Raw genomic sequence first — 15,946 nt, forward strand, 5'->3', positions numbered from 1 at the left:
AGTAGACATACCGTCAAATATACACAGCGTCAAGTGACGTAGCGTCAACCTTCTGCTAAACTCCTGTCTATGACCGGTCCCGCACTTCACAAGCGCCTGGCGGCAGAAGACCGGCGGAGACAGATTCTGGAAGCCGCCGCCGAGCTGTTCGTGGCGCGCGGCTTCGAGGCTGTCACCATGACTGACCTGGCCCAGATGCTGCACGTCTCGCGGCCCACCATGTACACCTATTTCGCCTCGCCCGAAGCGGTACTCGACGTGCTGCTGGGCGAGCGGCTCCAGGCGTTCTGGACCGGGCTGGAGGAGCAGCTCACGCGGCTGCTGCCCCCGGCGACCTCGCCACTGCCACCGCAGCTGCCGCCGCACCTGTTCTCGTCGCTGCTGACTTTTCTGGTGGGCGAGCGCGCGACCCTCTCGCTGCTGCACTGCGGCGGTGGCCCGGCCTTTCAGCACCGGAGGCTGGCCTTCCTCGACGAACTGGCCGCCCGGCTGGCAACGTTGCGGCCCGACGTGCGGCGCTCGCCCTACCTGCTGATGCTGCTCACCCAGCTACTGGGCAGCGTGGCGTTGCGGGTGACCCTGCTGCCGCCCGATCAGCCGGATGCACTGGCCGAGGCCCTCGACGCCTTCGTGCGCGGCGGCTCAGCCATGTTGCTGGAAGGTGGCGCGACGGAGGGGTGAGGTCGCCGGAACCATTGGTGCTGGAGGCAGGAAACGAAAAAACCCGCACTGGGCGGGTTTCTTTTCTTCGGTACTGTTCTGGATCCAGAGACCGGATCTGGGTGGTAACTCAGGAGAGAATGAATGATGAAGAAAGAGATCACGGTCTATCGTCCATATTTCATTTCTCAAAAATAGGCTTCGCTGTTCTGCTCTAAAACGATCTTGCCTGTACCGTAGATCTTGCAGTCTTCAAAAATAATCTCAGGAATTACATTGTTGCCGAAGTGTAGATGACAATCATCAAAAAATAAGGCGCTATGAGCAAGATACAAACAGTTCGTCTGAATCTTAATCTGCGATCTGCTTCGTTAGGAAGAAAAAGACATGTAAAAACTCTGGTATCTCAGTAGCGAATACAAAAAGCCTCTGATTGAGTGGGCTTCAGTCGTTCAGATGCTGTCGGCAGCCTGAATCTGGTCCCGGTGCGTACTGGTAAGATAAACGATCACTGCTCCAATCAGAACCAGGAAAATGGCGCTGGTTGTCAGGGTGCCGAGGGCCAAGCCGCCCGCATCTTTGGGCTGAGAGAGAAAGTCGCCAATGGACGCACCGAGAGGCCGGGTCAGGATGTAAGCGATCCAGAAGGCCAGCACGGCGTTCAACCGCAAGGCTGGGTGGGCCAGCGCCACCAACACGATAACGCCGCCAAAAATCAGGGCTGAAGGCCAGTACCCCAACGCCAGCTTCTCAGCCACCAGGTCGCCCGTGGCCGTGCCCAGCGCAAAGGTGAACAGCACCGCCAGCCAGTAAAAGGTCTCGCGCTTGAAAGTAAAAATGCTGTGGATAGACAGCGTCTTTTCGCTGGCGTACCAGGCAGCAAACGTTGCGGCCAGCGCCACCGAGAAAATGCCGCTGGAGACCCACAGGCTGATGCCGAAATTGTCGGTCATGTTGTCAGTGATCAGGGTACCCACCACGCTGATGAGCATCACGGCCAGCCAGTAGACCACCGGCACGTAACCCCGCAACCGGAACTGAATCGCCAAGACCGCCGCGAGCAGCACGCCCATGATCAGAGTGGTACCGGTCAGACCCAGATTCAGATTGGTATTCAGGAAATCCGCTGCCGTCTCGCCAATGGTGGTGCACAAGATCTTGATGATCCAGAAAAACAGGGTGACTTCCGGCACCTTGCAGAGCATGGTCTTGAGGGCGGCGTTCTGATCCAGGGTTCCTAAGCTCATATGGGTCTCCTCTGGGCTGCTCAGTAATAGGCAGCACATTCAGGCCTAGCTTAGAAAGAATTGGTAAAGGCACGGTATAGAGCAAAGCTCACGCCGAAAAGATTCGAATGGCCCAGAAGCTCCAATAACGGGTAGCAAAAGCTACAAAGAATTCAACTGCACTTCGTTATGATTTCGGAATAGGTCGCTTGAACAGAAACTGCGTCAACTCGAGCAACCGAAGCTTGAAATAAGCGGATTATACCTGAACTTTATGTTGATGCTTTAGGCTTCTTGAGTAGGACAGGAGAAATCATGAAAAGTGCAACTGTAGTTATATTTGCGGCCCTCGCTCTCGGCAGCGCTTCGGCTCAGGGTACGGATACCATCGCCGCCATCGTCACCAAAGACGCGCAGTTCAGCACCCTGCTCGCGGCCCTCAAGGCGGCGGGCCTGGACACGACGCTGGCAGGCAAGGGGCCGTTCACGGTGTTCGCACCGACCAACGCGGCCTTCGCCAAAATTCCCAAAGCCACGCTCGACGCCCTGCTCAAGAACAAAAAAGAGCTGATCAAAGTGCTGACCTACCACGTGGTCGCGGGCGACGTCATGGCCGCCCAGGTCGTCAAGATGAAGTCCGCCAAGACCCTGGAAGGTTCCAGCGTCAAAATCAACGTGATGGGCAAGAACGTGATGGTGGATAAGGCCAACGTCACCAAGACGGATATCAAAGCGTCCAACGGCGTCATTCACGTCATTGACACGGTGCTGATGCCGAAAATGTAAACCGCCCCATCCAAAAACCGCCCGCTTCCCAACTTTGTGGAAGCGGGCGGTTTCGTGTGGGGCTCAGCGGTAATTTCCGGTATGGCCGAGCGAATACCGTCCGGGCTGCGGAAAGAAGGTCAGACCGTGCGGCCCGTTGCCAACTTTGACGCTCTTCAGAAGTTTGCCGCTTCTGGTATCAAAGACGTACACCACGTTGCTGCGCCGCCCGGAGAGCCACAGTTGCTTGCCGTTTGCCGAGACGCTGCCCATATCAGGACTGCCGCCGCCGGGAATACGCCACTTGGCAATGAGCTTGCGGGTCGCAAAATTCAGCACGCTGACACTGCCCTCATCCCGGTTCGAGATATAGAGTTCCTTGGCGTTCCGGCTGGGATACAGGCCGTGTGCGCCCTTACCGGTGGCAATAAAGCCGACTTTTTTCGGGACTGATCCAGACCCGTCAATGAGATACACACCATTGGCCATCATGTCCGCCACGTAATAGACCTTGCCGTCCGGCGCAATTCGCACGTCCTGCGGCATGCCGCCGATGTGCAGCTTGCCGGTCACTTTGCGGGCGGAGAGATCAATCTTGAGCAGATCGCCGCTGAACTCGCAGGCCGCCAGCACCCGCTTTCCATTTGGACTGAAATCCATATGGTTGATGCCCTTGCACGGCACCGCGATGGAAAAGACCCGTTTCATGCTGCCCACTGCCAGAAAGTCCAGCCGCGCTTGGTTCTCGGCCACCACCACCGCGTACTGACCGTCAGGCGTGAAATACAGGTTGTAAGGGTCAGGCGTGGGAATCGGTTTGCCCACCTTACCAGTGCGCGGATCAATCGGCGTCAAGGATTGCCGCCCTTTGTCACTGGCGACATACAGGGTTTTGAGGTCGTGAGAGGCCACCACGTGTTGCGGCTCACGGTCAACTTTGAACGTTCGCAGCACCTTGAAGGTCTGGGGGTCAATCACGCTGACAGTGCTGTCTAGACCGTTGGGAACATAGACGCGGGTCGGAACGCCTTTGACGGCTGAGCTGAACCTCCCCACGCCGGTGTGGGCGTAGAGATTGAGAGCCAGCGACTGCCCCAGCAAAGCGGTCATCATCAGGCCCGCCACGCGCCGCAGGTGGCTCATTTGACTGGCCAGACCAAGTGGGCTTTGGCTTCCTGAAGCTTGTGGCGCTTGATGGCCGAGTGCAACGTTTGCAGCGGCGCACCGGCAGGTATGTTGAGCGAGGCGACGTTCAGCGCGTAGTAGTCGATGTAAACGTCATGCCTGCCTTTGGAGCAAATCGCCGTGTAGCCCGCTTGATTGGCTTCGTTGGTCGCTGCTTTGCCGCCTGCGACACTCAGCGCATTCGCGGACGCCGCTTTGAGCTGGGTCGTTCCCAGGGGCAAGTCAAAGACCAGCCATCTTCCGCTGAGGCTGCTGGGGCGCTGATCCCAGAAGATGATGGCGTAACTTTTGGTGCCGCTCGGCGGCGTGCCAGAGAACTTGAGGACAGGTGTGGTGGCCGAGCCGCACTTGAGGGCCGTATCGCTGGCGGAGAGCGCCACCTGAAAGGAGGTGGCAGAAGCTTGGGAACCGCCAAGGACGCCTATCATCACGCCCGACATCCAGTTTCTTGTTTTCACGGTCACATAGTGGCGGTTTGAGGTAAAGACCCGGTATAGCCAGCAAACCTGCTTTACACCTTCAGGTTTAAATCTCGGTATAAGCGTGCTATACGGCTTTTAAACCCTTTAGGTCTACAACTTGAGGCGTAAAGGAGAACCACCATGAATAAGCTGATCCTGACCGCCATTCTGCCCTTCGCTGCCGCTCTGCCACTGGCCTCTGCCGCCGCACCCACATCTGCTTTTCCGCCGCCTGCCATCGTATCGGGCGGCAGCACTCCCGTCGGGGAGCATGCCCTGTATACCGAGAGCAACTGGGAACGGATTTCCCTGCCCGCTGAGGCCCTCAGCAAGTTGGGCAACCTGAGAGCCGTGCGGCTCACCACCCAGCACCTGCCGAGCAACGTGCATGTGGCGCTGAGCCTCAACAGCGGCCCGATCAACACCATCGGACTGAACATCTGGCGCGGTACCAAGACCGAAGGTGTCTACCAGAACGGCTTGTTCACCCTGACCAATCCCCTGACTGGGGCCAGTTACACCTTTGAGAAAATGGTCATTGGCAGCGCACGGTAAAGCAAATCGGAAGTCAACGAGAGAGGCGGCGTCCATAACGGGCGTCGCCTCTTTTCACGTCTTGTTCAGCGCAGTGGGAAACTCATCCGCACTTCTAGACGCGGCACTGCGCCGACCCGCAGCACGCCCTCCACGGTGGTGCCGCCGCTGAGTGTGGTGCCCACAATGCCGTGAATATTGGCCAGAAAGAGTGGCGAGAGAACGATGCCCGGAAAGCTGCTGCCGTGATCGACAAAATCAAAGACCACGCCCGAACCCGCGCCCAGACCGATATAAAAAGCGTCGTAGCGCTGGATGAGGGCCACATCCAGCAAAATATCCGGCACGCCGCCCAGCTCAAGGTTGCCCTCCAGATTGCCGCGCAGCCGCAAATCGCCAGCGGCGTTGAAAGGCGTAGCCACCGTCAAATGGGCACCAACGCCGACCAGAGACGTGGTGGCGCTGGCTTGAAGCCCCAAACTGACCTGCGCGGCCTGCACAGGAAGCGCACAGTTACCCAGCACGGCAAAAGAAACGAGCAAACGGCGACCCGCAGAAAGTAGTGACATTTCGTCATTCTAGGAGACGGAGTCAACACGCTGCCGCTATACCTCAACGTTAACTGCTCTTTTTAAGCTGCCAGTCGTGACGTGTCCTTTCTCGCTCAACTCCTGTTGGCCTTCGCACTTGGCCCACTCCTGATGCCCGACTCACCTGCAAGTTCGGACGAACAGGCCCACTCCCCGCTGAGCAAAGTCGCGGCCATCACCATTTCCTTCTGGATCATCAAAGTGCTGAGTACCGGCATGGGCGAAACCGCTTCGGACTTCCTGGCACACCGCCTGGGACCGCTGCCCGCCGTGGGACTCACGGGCAGTGTTTTTGTGGTTGCCCTCGCGCTGCAACTCAGGGCCAAACGCTACGCCGCGCCGCTGTACTGGTTTGCGGTCATCATGGTCAGCGTCTTCGGCACGCTGGCCGCCGACGCCGTCCATGTTGGATTTGGCGTGCCGTACTGGACTTCCACACTCGGTTTTCTGCTGGCGCTCGGGGTGATCTTTACGCTCTGGCAGCGCTCAGAGGGCACTCTATCCATTCACAGCGTCACCACCCGCCGCCGCGAAGTGTTTTACTGGGCCGCCGTGCTGGCGACCTTTGCGCTGGGCACTGCCGCTGGCGACTTCACGGCCCGCACGCTGGGCCTGGGGTGGCTGGCGTCAGGACTGGTGTTCGCGGCGCTGATGGCCCTGCCAGTTTTGTTGCGTGTCCGGCTCAAGTTCAGCCCCGTGCTGGCCTTCTGGTGGGCTTACGTCATCACGCGGCCCGTTGGGGCTTCTTTCGCTGACTGGATGGCAGTGCCGCACAGTCAAGGCGGACTCGGTTGGGGCACCGGCATCGTGACGTTGGGACTGAGTGCCTTGATCCTGGTGTTCGTGCTGGCAAGCGCGATTCATAAGAGCCGTTTTGCCGTACAGGGTGAGGCGTTGGCTCCGACCGAGTAGCGGCTATACCTGCCTTTTACCGTGCTATACGGCATTTATACCGACTTGTTCTACCTTGGGCCTACGCGAAAAGACGTCTTTTCGTGTCCTCAAGGAGAACCCATGAACAAGCAAACCAAGAACACCGTATTGACCCTCGCCGTCTTCACTGCCCTCGCCGCGCCGCTGGCCGGGTACGCCTTCGCCCAGACCACGAGCAGCACCACCAAGACCAGCACACTCGCCCAGGCCGCTCAGCCTGCCGACGCCGAAACCAACGACGGCCCCGACACCCAGGATTCCAGCGTCAAAGGCAGCCTCAGCTTACCCACCGAGGCCGCCGGAATTGAAGTGCCGGACGCCCAGGAGCAAGGGCAGTATCAGGCCCTCACCAGAATCTCCGCCGCGCAGGCCAGCGCTGCCGCGCAAGCCAGAGTGCCTGGAGCGGTCAGCAGCGTCACGCTCGGCGACGAGAACGGCAGCCTGGTGTACGAAGTGGTCATCGGCAAGGTGGCGGTGATGGTGGACGCGGGCAACGGCCAGGTGCTGGGTCAGAGCACCGCCGACACCGAAGGTTCGGACACGGGCGCGGACAGCGGCACCGAAACGAACGACTGAAATTTAAACCTTCTCTCAAAAGAGCGCTGCCAGTGGGCGCTTTTTAATTTGGCCCAGGACTATACCGTCTTTATACCTTCTTCTGTCAGGCTGGGGTCATGCCCACCCTGCTCACCCACGCCCGCGCCGCCCGGCCTGCCCAGTTGGTCCGGCTGTTTCTCGGCATCCTGCTCCCGCTGCTGATCGTCGGGGTCATCGCCGAGGACATTCTCGAAAAAGCCCGCTTCGCCTTCGAGACGCCGCTGCTGCTGTGGATTCATTCCTTTGCCAGTCCAGCCCTCGATCAGTTGGCCCTGGCCTTCACCACCCTTGGCGGCGTCAGCGTGATCGCGCCGCTCAGCGCCCTCATTCTGGCGTTCTTGTGGTGGAAGTCACGCCCGCAAGCCTTCTTCTGGGCCTTCTCTGTGGCGGGTGCGGCAGTGCTGGACTTCATCATGAAGCTGATCTTCAACCGCTCCCGCCCCGAATTGTGGCCCCGGCTGGTCCACGAATCCGACGCCAGTTTCCCCAGCGGCCACAGTATGTACAGCATGGCCTTCGTGGTGGCCCTGATCTTGATGACGTGGCGCACCCCCTACCGGCCTCTGGTTCTGGTGCTGGGCGTGCTGTTTACCCTGGCAGTCGGTCTGTCACGGCTGTATCTGGGTGTGCATTACCCCACCGATGTCCTGGCGGGCTGGCTCTCCGGGCTGGCCTGGGTGCTGGGCGTCTACAGCATCGTGGCGCGGCGGCGGGCCTGATGAGGCTTTTGATTGTCGAGGATGATCCCCACATCGCTGAGCTGCTCACCGATGGTCTGACCGAGGAGGGCTACGAGTGCGACAGGGCGGCCAGCGCCGCCGAAGGCGAACACCTGGCCAAGTTATTTCCCTACGCGCTGCTGATTCTGGACGTGATGCTGCCGGAAGGCATCGACGCCGGGTATCAACTGGGCGAGCGGCTACGCGCGGCTGAGGTGCAGGCCCCGATCCTTTACCTCACCGCACGCGGCACCGTCGAGGACCGGGTCACCGGGCTGGAAGCGGGCGGCGACGACTACCTGATCAAGCCGTTTGCCTTCAAGGAACTGCGTGCCAGAATCCGCGCCCTGCTGCGGCGGGCCAGCGGCAATACCCAGAACACGGTGCCGCTGCCGCAAGGTTGGATGATGGATCTGGGCGCGCGCGAAGTCTACGCGGCGGGGGTGCGGGCCGACCTGACCCGCCGCGAATTTGCTTTGCTGGAACTGTTCGTGATGAATCCGGGCCGGGCATTTGGCCGTGAGGAAATCATCGAGCGGTTGTGGCGCGGCGAGGGCAGTGTGGAGCACAAGGTGATTGACGTGTATGTCAGCACCCTGCGGCGCAAAACCCATGACGCCCTGATCGACACGATTCGCGGCACCGGCTACCGGCTGGGGCGCGGGACCTCCTAATGCTGGCCGCCCAACGTGGGCGCTGGAGTTTGCGCCTCAAGCTGACTCTGGGCTACGCGCTGGTGTTTGCTTTGACGGTGCTGCTGGGCGCGGTGGGCGTGTATTTCGCAGCCCGCTCATCGCTGACAGCCTCGCTGGATCAGACCTTGCAGGAGACCGCCACCGTCGCACGGGCCAGCGTGGAAACCCAGAAAGGGCGATCTTTTTTCGCGCCTGAACTCAAGGCCAGCAGTGATCTGAGCATCGAGCTGCTCTCGGCGTCGGGTCGCCTGCTGGCCAGCGTCGGACGGGATGAAGATACTGTGCCGCCGCTCAAACTGGGGTTCATCAGCTTTGCCGAGCAGCGGGTGTTTACCCAGGCTGTTGGTGGCGGTCTGTATTTGCGGGTTTCGCGGCCCAGCGATACCTTGAGTCACCTCCTTGAAACGCTGGCCCGCATTCTGCTGCTGGGCAGCATGCTGATGATCGCCCTGGCGTGCGTGGCAGGCTACTGGCTGGCGGACCGGGCGCTGAGGCCGGTGGACGCAGTGGCCCGTACGGCGGCAGCCATTGCGGGACGGGGCGATTACCGTGAGCGCGTTCCAGCCCTGGGTGGCCACGACGAGATGGCCCGGCTGACCAACACCGTCAACGCCATGCTCGATCAACTCGAACACACCATCGAGCGCGAAAAACAGTTCGCCCGCATTGCCGCCCACGAACTCCGCACACCGCTGACGGTCCTCAAAGGCCGCCTGGAACTGACTTTAGAACGTCCCCGCGACGCCGCTGCGTACCAGAAAGCCCTGAGCGGCATGCAGGGACGGGTCGACGACCTGATTGCGCTCTCCGAGAGCCTGCTGGCGCTGGCCCGCACCGACGCGCCAGTCAAATTAGAGCCGGTGGAACTGTCCGCCAGCGTGCTCGCCGCCGCCGAGGAGCTGAGCGACGCGGCCCGCAACGCTGGAAAACAGATTAAAGTTTCGCTGACCGAAAGCTGGGTGGTGGCGGAAGGCGACGGCGTTCAGCGGTTGCTGATCAACTTGATCGAAAATGCCCTCAAGTACGGCACAGGCGACGTGGTCACGGTCCATGTCGAGCGCAGCACTTGCACCATTGGCAACGGCGGAACGGGTCCAGCCCAGACGGATTGGGCGCGGCTGCTGCAACCCTTTGAGCGGGGCACAGGGGTGCAGAGCCTGGCGGGCAGCGGGTTGGGGTTGACGTTGGTGGCGGCGCTGACCGGGCGCTGGAATGCGGAACTCCGTCCCCAGTGGTTGCCGCAGCGATTCAACGTGAGCGTGCGATTTCAGGCTGTCAATCGCTCGGCACTGAAGCCCGCTGCGGCGTTGACGGATGAGCGTCCTTCAGCGTCCTCGCCGAGCAGCGCACCGCTTTGATCTGGTTCAGATGGACCATCATCAAACGCCTCATGGTGCTGGCCGCCACGCTGCTTACCCTCGCGCTGGCCGCCTGGATCAACTTGCCGCTGGTCGGTCAGATTTTTGACCAGAACACCGACGTGGTGGCCGCGCTGCCCCAGGCCGCTGCGTTCAAGCGTGGAGAGCGGGTGCTGATCCTCTCGCCCCATCCCGACGACGAAACCTTGTGCTGTGCGGGGCTCATTCAGCAGGCCCAGGCCGCCGGAGCCGCCGTGAACATCGTCTGGGCCACGGCGGGCGACGGCTTCGAGTTTGCCGCCGCGCTCAGCCAGCGCACCTTGAAGCCCAATGTTCACGCCATGCGGGCGCTGGGTCAGCTCAGAACGCAGGAAGCCCGCCGAGCCGCTGCCGTGCTGGGTGTGCCGCCAGACCACACCTTCATGCTCGGCTATCCGGACGGCGGGCTCTTTTCGCTGTTCACCACCCATTTTGACGAGCCCTACACCTCGCCGCGCACCGGCGCTTCGAGGGTGTACGTTCAGGGCGCACTGACACCGGGCGCCGCTTTTAGCGGACGTTTCCTGGAAGCCGATCTCAACAAGGTGCTGGACACGGTGCAGCCTGACATGGTACTGGCTCCCGCGCCGCAGGACTTTCATCCAGATCACCGCACACTGTCGTACATCGCCCTGCGACTCCTGGCCGCTCGGCATCAAGAAGCGCGTTTGAGATTCTGGGTGGTCCACGGCGGCCTGGAATGGCCACTCCCCAAGGGACTGCATCCCACGTTGAGCCTGACCTTGCCGCCACTGGCCGCCCAACTGCCCTGGACACGCGTGGCACTCACGCCGGATCAAGAAGCCCTCAAAGCGCGGGCCACCGGGCAGTACCACTCCCAGACCCGCATCATGGGCCGCTTCATGGACTCGTTTGTGCGAACCAATGAACTGCTGAGTCCCGAAGCGCTCCCAGATAAACCATCAAGCAGAAGTGGCTCCGGCGCTCTACCGACAGCTGACAGGCCACTGACGCGGTAAGCGTCGACTCTCCTGGGACCGAAAGTCCTGGTCTGTACTGGGCATCGCCAGAGCAGATTTGCATTCTCTGCGTTGCTCAGTTCACTGGCGCGCTGGGCAACCTGAACGCAGCAACGAACGGTGCGGTCTTGAAGCTGGGCAGCTTCACTTTGCTGCTCCCCGACACCGTCAAGATTCACGTTGCCGACCTCTCTGGCGGTTCATCCTGAAACCAGTAATGCCGCTCTAGCCTGATGCTGAGGTACGTCTATGAATGGAGCATTTTTGATATTGGCCGCCTTTCTGGCTTCCAGTGTGGAAATGGTGGAGGCGCTGACCATCGTGCTGGCCGTCGGACTGACGCGGGGCTGGCGCTCGGCGCTGATCGGCACCGGCGCGGCCCTCGTGGTGCTGGCCCTGATCGTGGCGCTGTTCGGCCCGCTGCTGGCACGTATCCCGCTGGGGACGCTGCGCCTGATCGTTGGGGGCCTGCTGCTGATCTTCGGCATTCAGTGGTGGCGCAAGGCCGTCCTGCGTTCCAGCGGCTTCAAGGCTCTGCACGACGAGGACGCGACTTTCGCCGAGGAATCCGAAGCCGCCCGCCGTCAGGGTCAGGACCTGCGGGCGGGGCTGGACTGGTACGCTTTCACGCTCGCATTCAAGAGCGTGCTGCTGGAGGGCCTGGAAGTGGCCTTTATCGTGGTGACGTTCGGGGCCAGCGCTGGGCGGCTGGACCTGGCGATCCTCGGCGCGGCGGCAGCCTTGATCGTGGTGCTGGCGGCAGGTGTGCTGCTGCACCGCCCGCTCAGCCAGGTGCCAGAAAATACCCTCAAGTTCGCGGTGGGCCTGCTGCTCTCCACGTTCGGCACCTTCTGGGCCGCAGAAGGAGCTGGGGCCATCTGGCCGGGCGGTGACGCGGCCATTCCCGTGATTCTGGTCGTGTACGCACTGGTTTCATGGGTTCTGGTCGCGGCGCTGCGGCGCGAAAAGCAGGGACAGCTCGGCAGAAAAGAGGTGCAAGTATGAACGCCGTTCTGGGATTTTTGCGGTTCTGGTATGACTTCGTGGTGGGCGACGACTGGCGGGTGGCCGCAGCCGTGGTGGCCGCCCTGGCCCTGACCGCCGTGCTGGCTGGACAGGGCCTTGCCTGGATCATCCTGCCGCTGGTCGTGCTGGCCTTTTTGGGTTTGAGTGTCTGGCGGGTGGCACGCCGCTCGCGCTGAGCGAAATTGCGTCTTTAAACGGCAAGCAGTTGACCGCCGGAACTGCCGAAGACACCTTGAGATAGACGGGACAGGCGCTCGGCATGGGTGGCAATCGCCTTTCCCCGTGCCGAGGGTTGTGGATCGGCATGAACACCGCGCTTTCCAGTCAAGTCGAGGCTGTAAAGCGTGCCGAGGACGGCGGGCCGCTTCAGGAGATCAACGCCGCCGCGCTGCCAGTGGTCCAGGGTAGAACGCAGGCAAGCCGCGACCAGGAGCGGGGGCTCAGTGTCGCTCAGGAGCAGCTGACGGCCCTGGCGGGCATCGGCGGGCACCTTCAGATAACCTTCTGCGCCCAGCCGCGCCAGCGTGCCGCTTTTCATCTATGCTCTGCCCAAGCTAAAACTCTCCGTGCGGCGGCCACACAAGCGTTCTAAAGCGTGCAGCAGGGGACGCTCGGCCCAGGCGGGAAGAAGCAGACTCAGCCGCATCAGGGCATTCTGGACATGATCGGCGGTGTCCAATCGGGTGCGCTCGTCGGCCAGGATGCTGGCGATCAGGGTGGCGGGGACATCAAACTGCCCGCCGGCACGAACGATCTCGCGCTGCATCTGAGCACCGAATACCACTTGCCGTAGCCGCATCTCGCGCCGCCACTGCTGCACCTGAATCCAACGAAATTGAGTCAATGTCTTCATGCCGCGCAGTCTGCGCCGAGGCGGTAGAGCAGTGGTCAAGCGCATTTCAGCCTGCTTGCGGGCGAATCATTCCAGTGATCCAGACGGACTGATCGGGCCTCACCTGAAGACTGTACTGGGCCAGCGGGTCTGAAGTACGGTGGACGTATCCAGTCGGCTGCCCAGTGGCGAGATCGTAAGCCTGATGATGTTTGGGGCAGGTCATGACCTGATTTCGCGGCGGACCTATCACGACGGTGCTGCGGTGCGAACAGATCCGGGAATAGACGGTCAGCCAGACCTGACCCCGCTGTACACCGCCCGCTACCGGCGTTTTGCTGGCATACAGAATCGCCGGATCACCCGCCACCGACATCAGCTTGAACCCGTCAGCGGCCAGCGTCTCAGCAGGCTTGAGAATGTTGAGGGGCGCACCCAGCGACTGGGCCTGAGCCTGCGACCAGACGCCGGGCACGGCAGCGGCGCACAACAGGCAGCCGATCACGCGCAGGGCGTCGCGGCGGCCCAGGTCAGCTTCCGGTGTCTGGTCGGTCTGTGAAGACTTGGACATCTCTTTTCTCCTTAACGGCACATCTGCACTTCAGTTGCGGGTCGGCAACTTGAAGGTGAGCGGGCGTTGGTTCAGCAGGCGGCGCACGGGCGGGAGGCGCAGCAGCAGCCCCGCCAGCAAGACCAGGGCGAAGAGTTGGTACTCGGCTTTGATATGCGGCAGCAGCAGCAAATGGGCGATCAGCAGGCCCACCACCGCATACGAGGCTTGCTGAAGGCGCTTCCAGTTGCGCTTGAGCAGCTTCATGGCCGCTTTGTTGGAGGTCAGGGCCAGCGGCAGCATCACCAGCAGGGCAGCCGTACCCCACACATACGAGGGCCTACGGAGGGTTTCGGTCACGGTGTCCTGGAGGGTGCCCAGATCCACGGCGTAGGCCAGAAAATGCAGCGCGCCGTAGCCGAAGGCCAATACCCCCAGAGGGCGCTTGAGTTTGAGCAGCCAGGCCTGGCGAATCAGCAGATGCAGCGGGGTGCACGACAGGCAGCCCACAAACGCCAGCGTGGAAAGGGTGCCTGCCGGGTTGATGATCTCAAACGCGCCGCTCTGAGAGGCCCGGAGCGCCAGGAGCGGCAACGGCAGCAGACCCAGAATCAGCAGCCAGTAACGTAAAATCCAGTTCTTCATCTCGTCTCCTTGAAGGGCCTAACGCGATCAACCGTAAGGTGAGTCGGTTACGGTCTGGTTATGCTTAACTCCGCCGTAACCCCGAACGCGCATGCTGAACAGGTGAAGAGATATGCCAGGTATTGCCGGAGGTCAGGGTGCTGATCTTGCTGGTGGAAGACGAGGAGGCGATTGCCTTACCGCTGCGGCGGGCACTGGCCGCGCAAGGCTACGCGGTGAAGTACGCCGCTGATCTGACCCAGGCGCGGGCCGCCCTGCTGACCCTGGAGCCCGATCTGGCGGTGCTGGATGTGCAACTCCCCGAAGACGAATCCGGCGGATTTGTGCTGGCCCGTGAGATGCGGGCGGCGGATTACCGGGGAAGCCTGCTGTTCCTGACGGCCCGCGACAGCCTGAACGACCGCCTGGAGGGACTGGACCTCGGCGGCGACGACTACCTGACCAAGCCGTTTCATCTCTCCGAACTGCTGTCCCGCGTTCGGGCGCTGCTGCGGCGGGTCAGCGAGGCCAAGACCGATCTGCTGAGCTACGGTTCACTGTCGCTCGATCTGGCAGCGCGGCAGGTCCACTGGGAGGGCCGCACTGTGACCCTGAGCCTGCGGGAATACGACGTGCTGGAACGTCTGGCCCGCGCACCTGGGCGGGTTTTCTCGGCAGAGGAGCTGCTGGATATGGTCTGGGGCGAGCGGGCCAGCGACCCCGGCGTGGTGAAGGTCTGCGTTCATCATCTGCGGGCCAAACTCAGTCCCGAGGTGATCCAGACGGTTCAGCGCGGCTACCAACTGGGCCTGGCGAATCTGGAGCGCCGTTCATGAAGCTGGGCGTCCGACTGGCGCTGCTGATCGCTCTGATTGTCACGGGCGCACTGTTGGCTCAGGGGTTCCTCGGTTTCCTGACCTTCCGCCAGACCGCCAATGCGGCCCTGCGCAACGACCTGAGTACCTACCTTGCCGCGCTGGCCCATGACCGCAATGAAGGGGACACCCCGACCTACCTGCCCAACGAGAACGGTATCCGCGCCCGCTTGATCCGGCGTGAAAAGGTGATTCAGGAATACGGCGGTCCCTTTCCCCAGACCGCCACCCAGCACGGCGACGACGACAAGCACAGCGACGAGTGGTTGACCCAGCAACTCGCAGTGCCGGATCTGGGAGCGGGCACACTCTTGCAGGCCAGTATTCCGCTGCGGTCCTACCATCAGGGCCTGGCTGCTTATCTGGCCACCGTCACCTTGTCGGTGGTGGTGATGTCGCTGCTGGGTGTGGCGGCGGCACTGCTGGTGAGCCGGAGCATGGTGCGGCCCATCAGTGATCTCTCGCGGGCCGCCGAACGGGTGGCGCAATCCGGGCAACTGGATGAACGGGTGGACGCGCCGCAAGGTCAAGCCGAAATCGCCCGACTGGCCCGCAGCTTCAACACCATGCTCCAGCGGCTTTCAGCCTTTCGGCAGCGTGAAACAGAATTCGTGCGCCACGCCTCCCACGAGTTCCGCACGCCACTTGCGGCGCTGCGGGCGCAGGTGGACGCCAACGCCCAGGGCTGGATCAGTGACGCCGAACTGATCGCGACGGTCGACCAGCAAGTCGAGCGGCTCACCGCCCTGACGGGGGCGCTGCTGCTGCTCTCCCGCGAGAACAGTGCCGAGCATGAGATCTTCGACCTGGCCGAGATCGGCGGTGCACTGGCCCAGCAACACGGCGCGGCGTACTGCGGCCCGGCCCACCTGCCGTTTTCCGGAAGTCAGGCCCTTCTCAGTCAGGTCCTGATCAATCTATTGATCAACGTCAATAAATACGCGCCCGGAGTGGCAGCCACCGTGGGCTTATCCGCCGCCAATCAGCAGATCGTTTTGTCGGTCAGCGACGCGGGCCCCGGTGTGCCGCCGGAAGCGCTGCCCCGCTTGATGGAGGCCTTTTACCGTGTGCCCGGCACCCGTGAAAGCGGGAGTGGCCTGGGCCTGGCCATCGTGCAGCGCGTCGCGGAGGTTCACGGCGGCACGGTGCAACTGGCGTCCACTTCACCTCATGGCTTAACGGTGAATCTGCACTTGCCCAACCTTCAGGCCAGTCTCAAAGGCAACGCAGAACCGCCAAGGTGATGGTTCTCCTCAGCGGTCATGGTGCAGGGCAACATTGAAGAAAGGTTGCCTGC

At 61.8% G+C, this 15,946-nt stretch carries 21 protein-coding genes; 13 read left to right on the forward strand and 8 right to left on the reverse strand.

Annotated elements, in window-relative coordinates; genetic code table 11:
• Positions 1-69 precede the first annotated feature (69 nt).
• Positions 70-681, forward strand: a complete 612-nt coding sequence (locus tag N0D28_RS12430) for a TetR/AcrR family transcriptional regulator (protein WP_260559822.1) — start codon at positions 70-72, stop codon at positions 679-681.
• A 431-nt stretch (positions 682-1,112) separates the two neighbouring features.
• Here the strand turns inward: N0D28_RS12430 and N0D28_RS12435 are convergent, their stop codons facing one another.
• Entirely contained in the window at positions 1,113-1,907 is a 795-nt protein-coding gene (locus N0D28_RS12435) for a COG4705 family protein (protein ID WP_260559823.1), read from the reverse strand.
• Between the two features lie 294 nt (positions 1,908-2,201).
• Between N0D28_RS12435 and N0D28_RS12440 the strand changes: the two genes are divergently transcribed.
• Entirely contained in the window at positions 2,202-2,672 is a 471-nt protein-coding gene (locus N0D28_RS12440) for a fasciclin domain-containing protein (RefSeq protein WP_260559824.1), read from the forward strand.
• Between the two features lie 63 nt (positions 2,673-2,735).
• Here N0D28_RS12440 and N0D28_RS12445 read toward each other — a convergent pair whose 3' ends face one another.
• Both N0D28_RS12445 and N0D28_RS12450 read right to left on the reverse strand, forming a co-directional pair.
• The gene (locus tag N0D28_RS12445) at positions 2,736-3,794 is read right to left on the reverse strand and encodes a YVTN family beta-propeller repeat protein (RefSeq protein ID WP_260559825.1); all 1,059 of its coding nucleotides are present in this window, start codon (positions 3,792-3,794) and stop codon (positions 2,736-2,738) included.
• Positions 3,791-4,294 (reverse strand): YbhB/YbcL family Raf kinase inhibitor-like protein, encoded by a 504-nt coding sequence (locus N0D28_RS12450; RefSeq protein ID WP_260559826.1) that lies wholly within the window; start codon positions 4,292-4,294, stop codon positions 3,791-3,793. Before N0D28_RS12450 ends, N0D28_RS12445 begins: the two co-directional genes overlap by 4 nt.
• 144 nt (positions 4,295-4,438) lie before the next feature.
• Here N0D28_RS12450 and N0D28_RS12455 point away from each other — a divergent pair, with 144 nt between their 5' ends.
• Positions 4,439-4,852: a hypothetical protein gene (locus tag N0D28_RS12455; protein ID WP_260559827.1), complete on the forward strand. Its 414-nt coding sequence runs from the start codon at positions 4,439-4,441 to the stop codon at positions 4,850-4,852.
• A 65-nt stretch (positions 4,853-4,917) separates the two neighbouring features.
• On the opposite strand, the gene N0D28_RS12460 is transcribed toward N0D28_RS12455, so the two are convergent.
• Complete coding sequence (locus N0D28_RS12460; protein ID WP_260559828.1) at positions 4,918-5,400, reverse strand: hypothetical protein; 483 nt, start codon at positions 5,398-5,400, stop codon at positions 4,918-4,920.
• Between the two features lie 132 nt (positions 5,401-5,532).
• Here N0D28_RS12460 and N0D28_RS12465 point away from each other — a divergent pair, with 132 nt between their 5' ends.
• The 8 genes from N0D28_RS12465 to N0D28_RS12500 all read left to right on the forward strand — a co-directional run bounded on the left by N0D28_RS12465 (position 5,533) and on the right by N0D28_RS12500 (position 11,944).
• Positions 5,533-6,333 (forward strand): COG4705 family protein, encoded by an 801-nt coding sequence (locus N0D28_RS12465; RefSeq protein ID WP_260559829.1) that lies wholly within the window; start codon positions 5,533-5,535, stop codon positions 6,331-6,333.
• A gap of 102 nt (positions 6,334-6,435) precedes the next feature.
• Positions 6,436-6,930, forward strand: coding sequence for a PepSY domain-containing protein (locus N0D28_RS12470; RefSeq protein ID WP_260559830.1), 495 nt, complete (start codon positions 6,436-6,438; stop codon positions 6,928-6,930).
• Positions 6,931-7,028: 98 nt separating this feature from the next.
• Positions 7,029-7,670: a phosphatase PAP2 family protein gene (locus N0D28_RS12475; protein ID WP_260559831.1), complete on the forward strand. Its 642-nt coding sequence runs from the start codon at positions 7,029-7,031 to the stop codon at positions 7,668-7,670.
• The gene (locus N0D28_RS12480; protein ID WP_260559832.1) at positions 7,670-8,344 is read left to right on the forward strand and encodes a response regulator transcription factor; all 675 of its coding nucleotides are present in this window, start codon (positions 7,670-7,672) and stop codon (positions 8,342-8,344) included. The genes N0D28_RS12475 and N0D28_RS12480 overlap by 1 nt, the downstream gene beginning before the upstream one ends.
• On the forward strand, positions 8,344-9,723 hold the full coding sequence (locus tag N0D28_RS12485; protein ID WP_260559833.1) for a sensor histidine kinase: 1,380 nt from the start codon (positions 8,344-8,346) through the stop codon (positions 9,721-9,723). The genes N0D28_RS12480 and N0D28_RS12485 overlap by 1 nt, the downstream gene beginning before the upstream one ends.
• Positions 9,720-10,742, forward strand: a complete 1,023-nt coding sequence (locus tag N0D28_RS12490; protein WP_312846407.1) for a PIG-L deacetylase family protein — start codon at positions 9,720-9,722, stop codon at positions 10,740-10,742. Before N0D28_RS12485 ends, N0D28_RS12490 begins: the two co-directional genes overlap by 4 nt.
• 249 nt (positions 10,743-10,991) lie before the next feature.
• Positions 10,992-11,747, forward strand: a complete 756-nt coding sequence (locus N0D28_RS12495; protein WP_260559834.1) for a COG4280 domain-containing protein — start codon at positions 10,992-10,994, stop codon at positions 11,745-11,747.
• A complete protein-coding gene (locus N0D28_RS12500; protein WP_260559835.1) occupies positions 11,744-11,944 on the forward strand; it encodes a hypothetical protein in 201 nt (66 codons plus the stop codon). Before N0D28_RS12495 ends, N0D28_RS12500 begins: the two co-directional genes overlap by 4 nt.
• 14 nt (positions 11,945-11,958) lie before the next feature.
• Here N0D28_RS12500 and N0D28_RS12505 read toward each other — a convergent pair whose 3' ends face one another.
• Genes N0D28_RS12505 through N0D28_RS12520 form a run of 4 tightly spaced genes read right to left on the reverse strand, consistent with a single transcriptional unit; the run spans position 11,959 to position 13,795 of the window.
• Positions 11,959-12,306, reverse strand: coding sequence for a hypothetical protein (locus tag N0D28_RS12505; protein WP_260559836.1), 348 nt, complete (start codon positions 12,304-12,306; stop codon positions 11,959-11,961).
• Positions 12,307-12,621, reverse strand: a complete 315-nt coding sequence (locus N0D28_RS12510) for a hypothetical protein (RefSeq protein ID WP_260559837.1) — start codon at positions 12,619-12,621, stop codon at positions 12,307-12,309.
• A 46-nt stretch (positions 12,622-12,667) separates the two neighbouring features.
• Positions 12,668-13,171 carry a Rieske 2Fe-2S domain-containing protein gene (locus N0D28_RS12515; RefSeq protein WP_260559838.1) on the reverse strand — a complete coding sequence of 168 codons (504 nt, stop codon included), beginning with the start codon at positions 13,169-13,171 and terminating at the stop codon, positions 12,668-12,670.
• 30 nt (positions 13,172-13,201) lie between these two features.
• Positions 13,202-13,795 carry a ferric reductase-like transmembrane domain-containing protein gene (locus N0D28_RS12520; RefSeq protein WP_260559839.1) on the reverse strand — a complete coding sequence of 198 codons (594 nt, stop codon included), beginning with the start codon at positions 13,793-13,795 and terminating at the stop codon, positions 13,202-13,204.
• 137 nt (positions 13,796-13,932) lie between these two features.
• On the opposite strand from N0D28_RS12520, the gene N0D28_RS12525 reads away from it, so the two are divergent.
• On the forward strand, positions 13,933-14,610 hold the full coding sequence (locus tag N0D28_RS12525; protein ID WP_260559840.1) for a response regulator transcription factor: 678 nt from the start codon (positions 13,933-13,935) through the stop codon (positions 14,608-14,610).
• Positions 14,607-15,893 (forward strand): HAMP domain-containing sensor histidine kinase, encoded by a 1,287-nt coding sequence (locus N0D28_RS12530; RefSeq protein ID WP_260559841.1) that lies wholly within the window; start codon positions 14,607-14,609, stop codon positions 15,891-15,893. Before N0D28_RS12525 ends, N0D28_RS12530 begins: the two co-directional genes overlap by 4 nt.
• The last annotated feature ends 53 nt before the right edge of the window (positions 15,894-15,946 follow it).

Source organism: Deinococcus rubellus (genome assembly GCF_025244745.1).
Classification (GTDB): Bacteria; Deinococcota; Deinococci; order Deinococcales; family Deinococcaceae; genus Deinococcus; species Deinococcus rubellus.

What these genes read in the sequence shown, in the direction of transcription:
- N0D28_RS12515 (WP_260559838.1), bottom strand. Translation starts at nt 13,171, where the DNA reads ATGTCCAAGTCTTCACAGACCGACCAGACACCGGAAGCTGACCTGGGC.
- N0D28_RS12465 (WP_260559829.1), top strand. Translation starts at nt 5,533, where the DNA reads ATGCCCGACTCACCTGCAAGTTCGGACGAACAGGCCCACTCCCCGCTG.
- N0D28_RS12455 (WP_260559827.1), top strand. Translation starts at nt 4,439, where the DNA reads ATGAATAAGCTGATCCTGACCGCCATTCTGCCCTTCGCTGCCGCTCTG.
- N0D28_RS12495 (WP_260559834.1), top strand. Translation starts at nt 10,992, where the DNA reads ATGAATGGAGCATTTTTGATATTGGCCGCCTTTCTGGCTTCCAGTGTG.
- N0D28_RS12480 (WP_260559832.1), top strand. Translation starts at nt 7,670, where the DNA reads ATGAGGCTTTTGATTGTCGAGGATGATCCCCACATCGCTGAGCTGCTC.
- N0D28_RS12510 (WP_260559837.1), bottom strand. Translation starts at nt 12,621, where the DNA reads ATGAAGACATTGACTCAATTTCGTTGGATTCAGGTGCAGCAGTGGCGG.
- N0D28_RS12505 (WP_260559836.1), bottom strand. Translation starts at nt 12,306, where the DNA reads ATGAAAAGCGGCACGCTGGCGCGGCTGGGCGCAGAAGGTTATCTGAAG.
- N0D28_RS12485 (WP_260559833.1), top strand. Translation starts at nt 8,344, where the DNA reads ATGCTGGCCGCCCAACGTGGGCGCTGGAGTTTGCGCCTCAAGCTGACT.
- N0D28_RS12520 (WP_260559839.1), bottom strand. Translation starts at nt 13,795, where the DNA reads ATGAAGAACTGGATTTTACGTTACTGGCTGCTGATTCTGGGTCTGCTG.
- N0D28_RS12440 (WP_260559824.1), top strand. Translation starts at nt 2,202, where the DNA reads ATGAAAAGTGCAACTGTAGTTATATTTGCGGCCCTCGCTCTCGGCAGC.
- N0D28_RS12430 (WP_260559822.1), top strand. Translation starts at nt 70, where the DNA reads ATGACCGGTCCCGCACTTCACAAGCGCCTGGCGGCAGAAGACCGGCGG.
- N0D28_RS12475 (WP_260559831.1), top strand. Translation starts at nt 7,029, where the DNA reads ATGCCCACCCTGCTCACCCACGCCCGCGCCGCCCGGCCTGCCCAGTTG.
- N0D28_RS12445 (WP_260559825.1), bottom strand. Translation starts at nt 3,794, where the DNA reads ATGAGCCACCTGCGGCGCGTGGCGGGCCTGATGATGACCGCTTTGCTG.
- N0D28_RS12435 (WP_260559823.1), bottom strand. Translation starts at nt 1,907, where the DNA reads ATGAGCTTAGGAACCCTGGATCAGAACGCCGCCCTCAAGACCATGCTC.
- N0D28_RS12460 (WP_260559828.1), bottom strand. Translation starts at nt 5,400, where the DNA reads ATGTCACTACTTTCTGCGGGTCGCCGTTTGCTCGTTTCTTTTGCCGTG.
- N0D28_RS12500 (WP_260559835.1), top strand. Translation starts at nt 11,744, where the DNA reads ATGAACGCCGTTCTGGGATTTTTGCGGTTCTGGTATGACTTCGTGGTG.
- N0D28_RS12530 (WP_260559841.1), top strand. Translation starts at nt 14,607, where the DNA reads ATGAAGCTGGGCGTCCGACTGGCGCTGCTGATCGCTCTGATTGTCACG.
- N0D28_RS12470 (WP_260559830.1), top strand. Translation starts at nt 6,436, where the DNA reads ATGAACAAGCAAACCAAGAACACCGTATTGACCCTCGCCGTCTTCACT.